The sequence below is a fragment of the Ignavibacteria bacterium genome (assembly GCA_016873845.1).
Lineage (GTDB): Bacteria > Bacteroidota > Ignavibacteria > Ch128b > Ch128b > JAHJVF01.
This window is the reverse complement of record VGVX01000006.1, coordinates 51,869-64,484: the sequence shown is the minus strand read 5'-3', so window position 1 is coordinate 64,484 and position 12,616 is coordinate 51,869. Positions and strand designations below refer to the sequence as shown.

Below are 12,616 nucleotides of genomic sequence, written 5' to 3'. Positions count from 1 at the left end.
ATATTCGTCCATCTCTGATTCAAGTACTTCTATTAGTTTTTCCTTAAAGCCTTCAAGGGCTAATTCTTCAAGTATATCGTTACTACTTGATTGTCTGATTTCTTTTAGATATTCTGACATTGCAGTGGCTCCTTTTGTTATTTTTTTTCTTTACTAGTTTAGGGGTCACTGCTTAATTTTCAAAATTTATTATTTACACAACTTTTGAAGTTAACTCTGGAAAAACGAAACTTACAAATAATACTACAATAGGTAGAGACTATAATGAACCTATATGGTCACCAGATGGATCGAAAATTATGTATTCTTATTACAATGGTTCTCAATGGGATGTTTTTTCTATGAATAGTAATGGAAGTTCGGTGGTGAATTTAACAAATACAGCAAATCAAGACGAGATTGCATATGATTGGAAATAAAAAATACTAGTTGACAGATAAAAAACAGCTTATTTTTTATTCCATAATTTTTTGGTTGAGGTATTAATGAAAAATTTTATTCTTCTAATTAATATTTTTGCAACATTATTAACATTTGGTTGTTCTAAAGATGAAAATCCTTCACAACCGCAAAATGGAAGTATTCAGGGAAAGGTCACAAATTCTACTGATTCGGCTCCAGTAATTGGGGCTTCTGTCCAAACCACTCCTCCAACAAGTGTAGTCAGTACTAATTCAAATGGCGATTTTATTATTAATGATGTACCGACTGGTATTTATAGCCTAACAGTTATTAAATCTGGTTTTGCTACAAACTCTGTAAATATCTCTGTAGTTTCTGGAAAAACAACAAATGCAAATGTCCAACTGAATCCTTCATCTTCATCCACTACAATCTTTTATAATGAAAATTTTGATACATGTACTGTTAATAAACTTCCATCTGGGTGGGCTGAATTTTACTCAGGAGGTGGATCCTCTGCAGTAACTACAAGCCAATCTTATTCAGCTCCGAATTCTTTCAAAATTGGATGTTTAACAAGTTGGGATGGTTGTTATGATTATTACATCTCTAACCTAAATTTAAAAGACAATATTGTTGTTTCTTTTAAATTCAAGGGAGACCCTAATACTCATTTCAGACCAATTTTTTATTTCAGAGTTAATGGCAAAGAGTATGGTGGTGGGTATGATCCGAGTAGGGGAAAACTTGGTTGGATAGATGGAACTTCAGGGTTTGTAGGATCTACCATAACAAAAGGTGTCTGGTATAGTGTTGAGATGAGAATAAATAAATCAACAAACTTGGTTTCCTATTATCTAAATGGTTCGCTGGAGAAAAGTGCTTGTGTGGGTAGTTCGGGGGCGACATTACCAAATGACGGAATTCGTTTATACTCTGCAAATGGTGGCAATGGTACAATTTATTATGATGATATACTAATCACAGGAAATTAAAAAATTAAACAAATTACGATTCTTTAGACGATGGTGCGTATTTACAATCAAGTCCTTTCTTCCACAGAAGCGCAATCCCTATATAATGAGTAAACCTAATGTTTAGTTAGTAAGCCGCCTAATTGGCGGCTTTTTTATTTCAGCCTTGTGTTCTCGATACACTCGCTTCGCTCGTTACTCGAACACCGCAGCGGTTCTCGAGTAAAAAATCTTTAGATTTTTGTATCGAGAGAACAAGGCAAAGATAATCTCAAAATATCAATTCATTTTAAGTTGAATTCATTCTCGTATAAATAAACTGGACAAAAATCAAAACCATTTGGCCATGCGATTCCACCACCATCTTCAACAAACACCTTTCTAAAATAATTATCATTCATAAGTTTTGATGAAATGTTATTTCTTTTAATAAATGGTTTTATATCAATTATCTTTTCTGTGCCATCTGAAAATAATATATAAATTTTTTTCTCCGAAAGAGGCGTCACGTTTTTTACTTTAATCATATTAATCTAATGGTTTAATTTTGATTAATTCTTTACCAATTCTGGCTAGATTCCAATCTTTTAGCAACTCTGTTCTGTGTGTATTTGCCCATTAAAGCACCATGGAAAGGGCTCTTTTAGGAAATTTTCCAAAATTTCTAACTTCAAGTGTTTCAATTGTTACTTCAATTTTATGTTTTCCATATTCAGCATGAAAATGTGGTGGCTGATGATCATTAAAATACATTTTAATGATTATTCCATAAAATCGGCAAATTTCTGGCATATAGTTTTTTATTTTAAAATAATTACAAGTAAATCAAAAATCAAATCATGTTTGATTATTATTCAAGGCGAATATGTTTAAAGCTGCTTTGTTGAGGTTTTACAATATTTGATTCCTAATGTTCTCGCTTTGTTCGTTACTCGAACACCGCAACTAGAGATGGTTCTCGAGTAAATAAAGCGTCAGCTTTATTGTATCGAGAGAACCAAAAGAAAAATCTCAAATTAAATATATCAATCTTTGTGTTCTCGATACGTTCCGATAACTTGTCTCAAGTTAGGCAAGATCGGAACTACTCGAACACCGCAACTAGAGATGGTTCTCGAGTAAATAAAGCGTCAGCTTTATTGTATCGAGAGAACCAGTAGCTAATTACCTTTTCGTTTTATAAATTCTTTTATATTTTTAAAAAGACAAAACTTTGAGAATAAAAATGAATACTTTAGATCAAACTTTAGATACAATTATGAGTCTATCATTTGAAGAAAGAAAGACTTTAATTGAAATACTCAACAAAAGGATTATTGCCGAAAGAAGAGAAGAAATTGTGGCAGAAGTCAGTGAAGCAAAAGCACTGTATCATTCTGGAAAATTAAAAGAGATGAATGCAAACGACTCCATTAACGAACTCCACAATTCATTATTAGATGTTAAAGAATGAATAAAATAATACTAACTCCCTCTTTTAAAAAAGCTTATAAGAAATTTGTTAAAAGATTTCCATTTCTTAAAATTAAAATTGATGAAAGCATAAGATTATTAGAAGCGAATATTTATGACCCCAAACTTCAGACACATAAGTTATCTGGTGAATTATTCGGGTCCCTTGCATGCAGTTGTGGTTATGATTGCAGAATAGTTTTTTATTTTGATGGATTACAGGAATCTAAAGACGGGAAAATAATATTAATAACAATTGGTACACACGATGAAGTTTATTAGAATTAATTTATAATCTTTTGTGATTCGCTCTAAATCTTATTTCTTCCCTCAGCAATCTCAATTCATTCACTTCCTTTGCAACTTAAACCCTTGAAATAAAAATGTATTACGAAATAACAAATTTTAGATTGCTTGGAAACTACGTTGTTGAACTTGTTTTCAAAAATGGCAAAACGGGTGTCGTGGATTTAAAGAAATACATTTTACAGAATACAATTTTTGAAAAGTTACTTGATTATTCTTTTTTTGAAAAGCTTTACATCAATAATGGCGTGCTGACTTGGCCGGATGATATTGATATTTCTCCCGAAACGATTTATTGTTCTGCAACCGGAGAGCCTTTGCCAAGCTGGATGGAAAAGTAATTAAGTCTGGAAAATTTAAGATAATTTGATAACCACACAACTGTTCTCGATACGTTCCGATAACTTGTCTCAAGTTAGGCAAGATTGGAACTAATCGAACACCGCAACTAGAGATGGTTCTCGAGTAAATAAAGCGTCAGCTTTATTGTATCGAGAGAACCAAGAGAAAGTTAATCTCAAAACAATTCAATTCGTGTTCTCGATACACTCGCTTCGCTCGTTACTCGAACACCGCGACGAGCGAAGGTTCTCGAGTAAATAAAGCATCAGTTTTATTGTATCGAGAGAACCAATAAAGTATTTACTTCAAGTCTTCCCTTTTTACAAAATCTTTTCCGTTCCAGTATTTAATTTGACTTTTTATTAGTTCACGAAATTCCTCTGTGTCGGTGAGTGGTGGAGAAAGTTTTTTCTCTATTACTAATTTATCTCTATCCCAAGCGAAGGATGAAGTTGGAGTAATGTCAAAATCTTTTAGGTTGTAATCAAGATAATATTGAATACCGATTTTATTCATATCTTCAATTGTGTACTCACCGCTTCCGAAAAATATTTTATTAATATCTTTTCTGTCGGCGAATGACCTACCAATAATCCAACTATTTCGTACTCCTAAGTATTTACAATAATCTGTTTGTGGGATAGATATGTAAGCTTGAAAATTGGCTTTAGGAAATTCATAAAATCTATATTCATCAGTTGACGGAGAATAACCATTGATGCTGTCAACTGGTAGAACAAAAATCGATCCGACATGATTGAAACTATTGTTACATCCTACAGCAATAAGCACTTGTTTACCATCATTATTTAAATCTTTTACAAAACCCGCGCCAATATGTCCAGGATGCCAAAGAGTTCCGGGTGTTCTCTTAACAGTTAGTAAGTCAATTTTAAAAATCGCATCTGCAAAAGACGGATAATTTGCTATTGAACAAATAAGTGTTTTTTTCCCATTTATGTTTACAATACTAAGCATTATGGGACTATTCCAATCCTCAGTAAAAATTTCGCGTTTTGTTTTAACTGAATCATTAAAAGTATAAATCCATTTTATTGAACCATCAAAGTTATAACATTTGAGTATTCCATGTTCCATGATATTTTCTCTTTCTGATAGTCTCTCTGCCGTAATTAATACTTCATTAACGCCATCATTCTCAATATCAATTATAAGATTAACGGTATTTTGTTGAATTGGTTTGGTTATTGGATTTGTTGTTCCTGAGATTTTTGTCCATAATATTTTACCAAACTTATTTTTGACGTAAACATTTCTTTCATCTCTGTAGACAAAAGTTGGATTATCATCAAGATTATAAAACAAAAGAAATCCAACCAATAAAAGTAGAAGTGACAACGCAATACTTCCGAGCCAATGTTTTCGGATGCCTTTTGTTGTTCGTACAATTGGATTTTGTTTTCTAATATCAATTAAATTTCTTCTGTTAAAAATATCGTTTAAGTTTTCAACGCCGATAATTTCTAATTTTTTGTTAGGATATTCTTTATTGAATTCCTCAACCTTAACCTTAGCCTCAAGTTCCCCCTCTATCGGCACAACAAATATCTGAGTTGGAGAAAAGAATACCGTTTCGACCTTCTGTTTTATTATTTCAGTGGAGATTTTCTTAACTTTTCCATCCTTATCGATTCCGCCGGTAACTGAGATGTTATCTCTTATATTTATGATGGAAGTAGAATTGTAGAAGTAAAGTAGTTGTTCTATAAAACCTATTGTTAATGCTATTCCAAGAGATTCTCCAATGTAAAATCCAAAACGTTTATCGAACTGTATGATTACTTCATGATAGGGATTTACTTTTCTCAAATATTTTTTTATGAATTTTAGAGCTAAGTTCCATGAGATATTTATTTGATTGGAAATCCTTTCTTCAATTTCCATTGCGCTTGGAACTACTATGAATTTATTTTCCCTTTTAGCTGCCTGAATTTTAATTGTTAGACTTTCCAAAAGTCCAAGGGAAACTGTTTTTATTTGTCCATCATGAGTTTCAAGGACTGGAAAAAGTACTGCACGTTCAGTCTCTTGTATTTTGCTTTCTAAAATGTCTTTTAGTTTTGAAAGCTTTCGTTCTAAATTTATTGATGATTGAATTAACTCAACTTTAAAATTTGAAAGGACTGAAATATTCTTAAGTGTATTAGCTTGTAATAATATTTCCTTGGTGTACTTTGGATGAATATAAAACGGCTCATAGTTCTTTAAGCATTCAAGATATTTTTCAATAAATTCAAGAAAATAAGATTCATTTAACGAATAATCAGAATGCATTAATTGATCAAAAAAATCTTTTAGAATAAAAAGTACTTGTCTTGGGAAGCTGGCTAATTGCAGCTTTCTAATTAATTCTTGTCTGGACTTTTCAATTTCGAAGATTATCATTGATACTTCGTAAAAATATAAAAATTAATAGTCTCATAGAAACCTAAAATGTTATAAGGAAAATATATTGATAAATAGGTGTTAAGGTCCTTTCACTTTTTTATTTAATTGTTTTTATCAAATTATGAATGATGTCCTTAGTAGTGATTTGGTTTTCTATTTTTTTTCGGTTTCATTCATTCGACTTACATCTCTAAAGAATATAGTTAGTACTATAGGAAATGGACTAGCAAGTATCTTTTTCTAAGATTAATATTACAGGAAGATATTCGAAAAAAGATATTGATAATTTTTACAATATTTAATGCTAGGACTACAAAGAGAAAAATTGCTAAGTAAAAAATATTTTTGGATAAACCACTATGGCAAATACTATGGCAGAGAGTTTTAACTTATTATAATTAAATGAGTTACAGAAATTTGGAGTAAGACTCTTAATTAGTGGGTCGCGAGTTTGCAATGCACTCTCATCACTCAAGTTACGTATGTGTTTCAGTGTAAAACTTTCTATAATGCCCATAGTAAAGCCATTGCAAAAATTTCTAATAACAACTTTGTGAATTTTTTCTAAAGACGCGGTGCATCTTATTACTCCAAATTTCCTGCAAAACGTAAACAATCATTAAAATAAAAACGAGACTCAAATTTTTTGTAACTTTGCTCAATTTAATAACTAAAAAAAATAGCAGAATTATCATGAACATCTACGAACTCATCGGCGGCTTTGCCGTTACTTTAAGCTGTTTGAATCTCATGCCCCAAGTTATTAAGGGATTCAAGACAAAAAGTGTAAAAGACATCTCATGGATTTTTGTATTTATGATTATCGTTGCTACGGTGCTGTGGTTTATTTACGGAACTTATCGCAACGATTGGGCAATAATGGTTACAAATGCCGTTATTTTTTGCATGGCGGTAGTTTTGTTGATACAGAAGTTTGTTTATAAATAATTCGCGTAATTAGTATGTGGTTTTTTAGACACAAATTATTACAAATTACACGAAAATTAAAAACATGGTAGTTTGAAATGAATAAATTCATTCAAAGATGACAACTCGACAACCGAAAGCAATTATTATTTTTCCCGCATACTTTGCCGAAAAAACCCTTGAACAGACAGTAAACGATATTCCGCGAGAATATATCGATGAAATGATTCTCGTTGACGATGGAAGCAGTGATAGGACCGTTGAAGTAGCCAATCGTTTGGGTTTGATAGTTCACTCGCATGAAAAAAATATCGGCTACGGCGGAACGCAGAAAACTTGTTATCGACTTGCATTGGAACATGGTGCCGATATTATAATCATGCTTCATCCCGATTATCAATACGATCCAAAACTTGTAAAATACTTTATCGAATTTATCCGCGACGGTTATTTCGATGTAATGCTAGGTTCGAGAATTAGAACCCGGCGCGAAGCACTCGAAGGTGGAATGCCTTTATACAAATACATCGGAAATAGAATTTTAACTTTTATTGAAAATTTAGTCTCTGGACAAAACCTCTCCGAATGGCATACAGGTATGCGTGCTTACAAACGTGAAGTGCTAGAAACTATTAACTTTAATAAAAACTCCAATGGATTTGTCTTCGATTCACAAGTTTTATTTCAGATTGTTGAAAATAATTTTAGAATTGGAGAGATACCTGTGCCTGTCCGCTATTTCAAAAACTCATCGAGTATTGATTTTTTTGAAAGCGTTAAATATGGAATCGGTACTTTATTCGAAGCACTTAGTTATCTCATAAGAAACTTCATAAGGCAAATCAAAAAATTTCTTTAGTGATTTAAGTGAACGATTTTTTTCGAAAAATAATTAAGCTTAAATTTTTTCCGTACGTTTTTCTATCAGCATTAATCTTCGGCTTGTATGGACAAACTTTATTCTTCGACTTTTCATCATTCGATGATTACGATTTAATAGTTAAGAAATATTATTTCATAAGCAATCCGCAAAATATTCCGCAGGCATTTCGTCAGGAAGTTTTTATGAGCTCCCATGGTGTATTTTTCAGACCAATTCTAACGCTGACTTTTATGGTCGATGCATTTATCGGAAAATTAAATCCTTTTCAATATCATTTGAGTAATGTTTTGTTTCATGTAATTGCTGTTCTGCTCTTATTTATTTTGTTAATTCAGTTGAAACTTTCGCGCACTGCGGCTTTCATCTCTTCAATGGTTTTCGCGGTTCATCCTATATTGACTCAAGCAGTCGCTTGGATACCGGGCAGAAACGATTCTTTACTTTTTATTTTTATTATGTCGAGTTTTTATTTCATTTTAAGATTACGAAATTCGGAAGTGCCGATATCCATTAAGCGATTACTATTCTATTTCTTTCACCTTTTCTTTTTCTTCCTTGCATTACTTACGAAGGAAACCGCCTTAATCTTTCCTGTGATGCTGGTTTTTTACCTTGTTATAGTTGAACGAAGCAACGCTTTCAATAAAAATAATTTTCTAATGTACTTTTGTTGGGGAGTTCTCATTTTGATTTGGTATGTGATGCGTATGAATGCTATTGCCGCAGATTCAGATATTATTTCAAGACCGGATAGAAATTTTTTTACCAACTCAATCGGATTTCTATCATATCTCGGAAAAGTTTTTTCCCCTATTAATCTTTCGGTTATTCCTATTCCCGAGTCAATTAATATATTCTATGTAATTCCAGGAATTGTTTTAATGCTTGCAATCTTTTTGATTAACGGAATTAGAGATTTGAGGAATGTACTTTTCGGTTTACTTTGGTACATAATTTTTCTTCTGCCCACGTTCGTTAATGTGACGGGTTTCTCAAACTACTTAGAGCATCGAACATACGTACCAATCTTTGGAATTATTATAGCCGTTAGTGAATCAAAAATCTTGCTGAATTTAAAATCGAATCTAAGAGAGTTTATTTTTTCTGTCGTCATTGTAATTTTTATTATAATCACTTTTAAGCATAGTAGAGTATTTTCAAGCAGCGAGTTATTATGGAGCTCGGCTGCTAAGGACTCACCAAATTCTTTTTTTGTCAGAAAAGGATTAGGAAACGCTTTCCATAGATTAGGAATGTATCAAGCAGCAGAAATCGAATATTTAAAAGCCGTTGAACTCGAGCCAAAATCATCTGAGACAATTAATAATCTTGGACTCAATTATAAAAAAATGGGAGTGCTCGATAAAGCGGAAGATTATTTCAAACGAGCGATAAAAATAAATCCTATTTATTCTGAACCTCGCAATAATCTAGGAATTGTTTATTCTGAATTAAATAAAGTTAAAGATGCAGAAAAAGAATTCTTAGAAGCAATAAAAATAAAACCCGACTATTTTGAAGCTTATAACAATCTCGGCACATTATATGCGAGAAACGATCAATTAACGTCGGCGAAATATCATTTTGAAAAAGCTCTTGAGATAAATCCACGTTTTGCAGAGGCACATTATAATCTCATGATTTATCACTACTCTCAAAAAAATTACGAACTATCAATTTATCATTGCGACAAAGCAATTGAGAATGGTTTTAAGATCGACGAATTAATCTTGGACACGCTCGAACCGTATCGAAAGTAATTTCCAAAGTGATAAAATATAATTCTGCAATAGAACCTGTAGGAAACAGAGATAGATTTATCGTTATTTATTAATTTATACAATATCAGGAATTTAGACATTACATTTTCAAAACAATTGCATCTAATAGGGGTTAGCTTTAATTTGAAAAAAAATTAATAAAAAATCTTTGAGCTTATTATGAAAAAAATAATTGTTTTAATTCTAGTTATACCTTCAATTCTATCAGCTCAATCCAAACGAGCAATGACTATTGATGACTTGTGGAAAATGGGAAGAGTTTCGCAGACAGTTCTTTCGCCAAACGACGAGTACGCGGCTTTTGTTATCACTTCTTACAGCATGGAAGAAAATAAAGGCAACAGCGATCTTTGGCTGTTAAAGATTCAAAACGGTGAACTGCTACAGCTAACCGATTGGAAAGGTTCAGAAAACTCGCCTGCTTGGTTTCCTGACTCCAAGACATTAGCATTTGTTTCATCCAAAGATGGAAGTTCTCAGATTTATTCCTTTCCAGTAGATAACACAAGCGAGTTAAAACAATTAACATTTTTATCAACAGGTGCCGCCTCGCCTGTGATTTCGAAAGATGGAAAACAAATTTTATTTATTTCAGAAGTTTATCCCGATTGTGAAACAGATGAATGCAATAAGACTAAGGATGAGGGCAAGGCTGAGAGTAAAGTAAAAGCACGAGTTATTAATGATTTAATGTTTCGGCATTGGAACTCCTGGCGCGACGAAAAACGAAGTCACTTATTTTTATTGGAATTGGATTCCTTAAAATATATCGATCTAACTCTCGGCAGTAAAAATGACTGCCCACCAATTGCACTTGGTGGTAAAACCGATTACGCATTCTCTCCAAATGGGAAGGAAATTTGTTTTGTTACTAATACTGAACACGTGCTTGCAACAAGCACAAATAACGACTTATGGTTAACTTATTTTGACGGCAAGGCAAAAAGGCAGTTAACAAGCAACAAAGGAAATGACAATCAACCAGTCTATTCGCCAGATGGAAAATATATTGCTTACCGTCAAATGGCACGAGCTGGGTTTGAAGCAGATAAACAAACTCTCATGCTTTACAGTAGAGAAGCCGGAAAAATTATCAACTTAACCGAATTACTTGATCGAAGCGTTGATGAAGTCGTTTGGCATCCAAACGGCGAAGAGATAATTTTTACCGCTGATAACATCGGACGAAAAGCTATTTATAAAATCAATATTAGATCAAAAATTTACGAGATCATTTATGATAAGCATTGGAGTACCGATATCAACATTTCAAGCGACGGTAAATTTTTAGTATTTAACCAAAACTCTGTTCAGAGGCCAAATGATATTTGGAAATTTGACTTACAAACCAGGAAGACAACTCAGCTTACGAGAATTAACGATGAAATTCTCTCACAGCTTGAAATGATACCGCTTGAAGAATTTTGGAGCAAAGGTGCGAACAATACTCAAATACACAGCTTAATGGTTAAACCGCCATTCTTTGATCCTAATAAAAAATATCCGATGGTATTTTTAGTTCATGGCGGACCACAGGGAGCTTGGGAAGATTTATGGCACTATAGATGGAATCCGCAACTTTACGCTTCACCCGGTTATGTTGTTGTGATGACAAATCCTCGCGGCAGCACCGGCTACGGGCAAAAATTTACAGATGAGATCAGCGGCGATTGGGGAGGAAAAGTCTACACTGATCTGATGAACGCATACGATTACGCTGTAAAAAACTTCTCCTTCATCGATGCAAAGAAAACGGTTGCGTCCGGTGCGTCGTATGGTGGATACATGATGAACTGGATGGCAACAAAAACAAATCGATTCAAAGCAATCGTTTCGCATGCAGGTGTTTTCAATCTTGAAAGCATGTACGGATCAACAGAAGAACTTTGGTTCCCCGAATGGGAATTCAAAGGAACACCGTGGAAAAACCGAAAACATTATCAAAAGTATTCGCCGCATCAGTTTGTTGACAAAATTACAACACCAATACTTGTAACACACGGTGCTTACGATTTTCGAGTTCCCGAATCACAGGCTTTTGAATTATTCACCTCGCTGCAGAGACTTGGAGTCCCGTCAAAGTTTGTTTACTTCCCGGACGAAACTCACTTCGTCGCGAAGCCGCAAAACTTCAAGCTTTGGATGACGGAAATCTTCAATTGGTTTGATAAGTGGTTAAATAAATAAGTGAAAAGTCAAAGTTCAAAAGTCAAAGGTAAAATTATAAAGTTTAATTATTTGGTATATGTTCGTGAATAAGTATGCCAGATAAGAGTTATAAAGATAATTTAAAGACAAGATGTTATAATTTTTCAATTAGTGTGATTAAAACGCTGGATAAAATTGAAGTTAAAAGAATTCATAATTCAATCATTGACCAGTTATTCGTTCGTCAACATCTATTGGTGCGAATATCGTCGAGGCTAAATCCGCCAGCTCTCGAAAGGATTTCATTAAATATTATGAAATCGCCCTCAAATCCGCTAACGAGACGAAATACTGGCTTTGTATTTTAAGAGATGGATTAAATATCGAAAAGATAATGATTGAACCTTTGTTAAAAGAAGCCGAAGAAATATTAAAAATTATTGCCGCAAGTTTATTAACTTTAAAAGGAAAAAATGATAAGCCTAATACTAACAAATATTACATTTTGAATTTTGACTTGTAGTTTTGACTTTTGATTTTTGACATTTGATTTATTCAATCAAAGGAGGAATAATGAACTCTTTGCCGAAAGAACTGTTAATAACGGAAGAAGATGAAAAGAATTTCGAGAAGAACGTTGAGTATATAGAAGAAAAGTTTTCGGATAAAGTCGAAAAAACTAAAAAACGAATTTCCTTCGCGGAAGATGTAGTAGCTCTATATAGATACATGAAGGATGATTCGGTAAATTGGTACAGGAAACTCATTATCGTTGCGGCTCTCGTTTATTTCATATCCCCCATTGACACAATTCCGGACTTCGTGCCGTTGGTTGGTTATTTAGACGATCTTGGTGTAATAATGGCTGCAATCAAATATATCGGAACGGAAATCAAACCATACTATAGAGCATCCGCACCATTAAAAAATACGGAATCGGAAAACGACGAACTTCTTTTTTAATAAACTAATCTTCATTAAATAATCTTTTA

Annotated in this window: 14 protein-coding genes; 11 read left to right on the top strand and 3 right to left on the bottom strand. The window is 33.1% G+C overall.

What is annotated here, in order from left to right:
* Positions 1 to 188: 188 nt before the first annotated feature.
* Entirely contained in the window at positions 189 to 419 is a 231-nt protein-coding gene (locus FJ213_03080) for a hypothetical protein (GenBank protein MBM4175145.1), read from the top strand.
* Positions 420 to 485: 66 nt separating this feature from the next.
* Positions 486 to 1,397 carry a carboxypeptidase regulatory-like domain-containing protein gene (locus tag FJ213_03075; GenBank protein ID MBM4175144.1) on the top strand — a complete coding sequence of 304 codons (912 nt, stop codon included), beginning with the start codon at positions 486 to 488 and terminating at the stop codon, positions 1,395 to 1,397.
* Positions 1,398 to 1,660: 263 nt separating this feature from the next.
* Here the strand turns inward: FJ213_03075 and FJ213_03070 are convergent, their stop codons facing one another.
* Entirely contained in the window at positions 1,661 to 1,903 is a 243-nt protein-coding gene (locus tag FJ213_03070; GenBank protein ID MBM4175143.1) for a DUF2442 domain-containing protein, read from the bottom strand.
* Between the two features lie 91 nt (positions 1,904 to 1,994).
* Positions 1,995 to 2,168 carry a DUF4160 domain-containing protein gene (locus FJ213_03065; GenBank protein MBM4175142.1) on the bottom strand — a complete coding sequence of 58 codons (174 nt, stop codon included), beginning with the start codon at positions 2,166 to 2,168 and terminating at the stop codon, positions 1,995 to 1,997.
* Between the two features lie 433 nt (positions 2,169 to 2,601).
* Between FJ213_03065 and FJ213_03060 the strand changes: the two genes are divergently transcribed.
* The 3 genes from FJ213_03060 (at position 2,602) to FJ213_03050 (ending at position 3,475) form a co-directional block, all read left to right on the top strand.
* Complete coding sequence (locus FJ213_03060; protein ID MBM4175141.1) at positions 2,602 to 2,829, top strand: hypothetical protein; 228 nt, start codon at positions 2,602 to 2,604, stop codon at positions 2,827 to 2,829.
* Positions 2,826 to 3,110, top strand: a complete 285-nt coding sequence (locus FJ213_03055) for a type II toxin-antitoxin system mRNA interferase toxin, RelE/StbE family (protein ID MBM4175140.1) — start codon at positions 2,826 to 2,828, stop codon at positions 3,108 to 3,110. Before FJ213_03060 ends, FJ213_03055 begins: the two co-directional genes overlap by 4 nt.
* Positions 3,111 to 3,211: 101 nt before the next feature.
* A complete protein-coding gene (locus tag FJ213_03050; protein MBM4175139.1) occupies positions 3,212 to 3,475 on the top strand; it encodes a DUF2442 domain-containing protein in 264 nt (87 codons plus the stop codon).
* A gap of 301 nt (positions 3,476 to 3,776) precedes the next feature.
* On the opposite strand, the gene FJ213_03045 is transcribed toward FJ213_03050, so the two are convergent.
* Entirely contained in the window at positions 3,777 to 5,882 is a 2,106-nt protein-coding gene (locus FJ213_03045; GenBank protein MBM4175138.1) for a hypothetical protein, read from the bottom strand.
* Positions 5,883 to 6,578: 696 nt separating this feature from the next.
* On the opposite strand from FJ213_03045, the gene FJ213_03040 reads away from it, so the two are divergent.
* From FJ213_03040 to FJ213_03015, 6 genes are all read left to right on the top strand, one after another.
* Positions 6,579 to 6,833, top strand: coding sequence for a hypothetical protein (locus tag FJ213_03040; protein MBM4175137.1), 255 nt, complete (start codon positions 6,579 to 6,581; stop codon positions 6,831 to 6,833).
* Between the two features lie 97 nt (positions 6,834 to 6,930).
* Complete coding sequence (locus FJ213_03035) at positions 6,931 to 7,671, top strand: glycosyltransferase family 2 protein (protein MBM4175136.1); 741 nt, start codon at positions 6,931 to 6,933, stop codon at positions 7,669 to 7,671.
* Positions 7,672 to 7,679: 8 nt separating this feature from the next.
* Positions 7,680 to 9,455, top strand: coding sequence for a tetratricopeptide repeat protein (locus FJ213_03030; protein ID MBM4175135.1), 1,776 nt, complete (start codon positions 7,680 to 7,682; stop codon positions 9,453 to 9,455).
* 180 nt (positions 9,456 to 9,635) lie between these two features.
* Complete coding sequence (locus FJ213_03025) at positions 9,636 to 11,663, top strand: S9 family peptidase (protein ID MBM4175134.1); 2,028 nt, start codon at positions 9,636 to 9,638, stop codon at positions 11,661 to 11,663.
* A gap of 196 nt (positions 11,664 to 11,859) precedes the next feature.
* Positions 11,860 to 12,147, top strand: coding sequence for a four helix bundle protein (locus FJ213_03020; GenBank protein ID MBM4175133.1), 288 nt, complete (start codon positions 11,860 to 11,862; stop codon positions 12,145 to 12,147).
* A gap of 50 nt (positions 12,148 to 12,197) precedes the next feature.
* On the top strand, positions 12,198 to 12,587 hold the full coding sequence (locus FJ213_03015) for a DUF1232 domain-containing protein (protein MBM4175132.1): 390 nt from the start codon (positions 12,198 to 12,200) through the stop codon (positions 12,585 to 12,587).
* Positions 12,588 to 12,616: the final 29 nt, after the last annotated feature.

What these genes read in the sequence shown, in the direction of transcription:
- FJ213_03075 (MBM4175144.1), top strand. Translation starts at nt 486, where the DNA reads ATGAAAAATTTTATTCTTCTAATTAATATTTTTGCAACATTATTAACA.
- FJ213_03070 (MBM4175143.1), bottom strand. Translation starts at nt 1,903, where the DNA reads ATGATTAAAGTAAAAAACGTGACGCCTCTTTCGGAGAAAAAAATTTAT.
- FJ213_03065 (MBM4175142.1), bottom strand. Translation starts at nt 2,168, where the DNA reads ATGCCAGAAATTTGCCGATTTTATGGAATAATCATTAAAATGTATTTT.
- FJ213_03060 (MBM4175141.1), top strand. Translation starts at nt 2,602, where the DNA reads ATGAATACTTTAGATCAAACTTTAGATACAATTATGAGTCTATCATTT.
- FJ213_03055 (MBM4175140.1), top strand. Translation starts at nt 2,826, where the DNA reads ATGAATAAAATAATACTAACTCCCTCTTTTAAAAAAGCTTATAAGAAA.
- FJ213_03050 (MBM4175139.1), top strand. Translation starts at nt 3,212, where the DNA reads ATGTATTACGAAATAACAAATTTTAGATTGCTTGGAAACTACGTTGTT.
- FJ213_03045 (MBM4175138.1), bottom strand. Translation starts at nt 5,882, where the DNA reads ATGATAATCTTCGAAATTGAAAAGTCCAGACAAGAATTAATTAGAAAG.
- FJ213_03040 (MBM4175137.1), top strand. Translation starts at nt 6,579, where the DNA reads ATGAACATCTACGAACTCATCGGCGGCTTTGCCGTTACTTTAAGCTGT.
- FJ213_03035 (MBM4175136.1), top strand. Translation starts at nt 6,931, where the DNA reads ATGACAACTCGACAACCGAAAGCAATTATTATTTTTCCCGCATACTTT.
- FJ213_03025 (MBM4175134.1), top strand. Translation starts at nt 9,636, where the DNA reads ATGAAAAAAATAATTGTTTTAATTCTAGTTATACCTTCAATTCTATCA.
- FJ213_03015 (MBM4175132.1), top strand. Translation starts at nt 12,198, where the DNA reads ATGAACTCTTTGCCGAAAGAACTGTTAATAACGGAAGAAGATGAAAAG.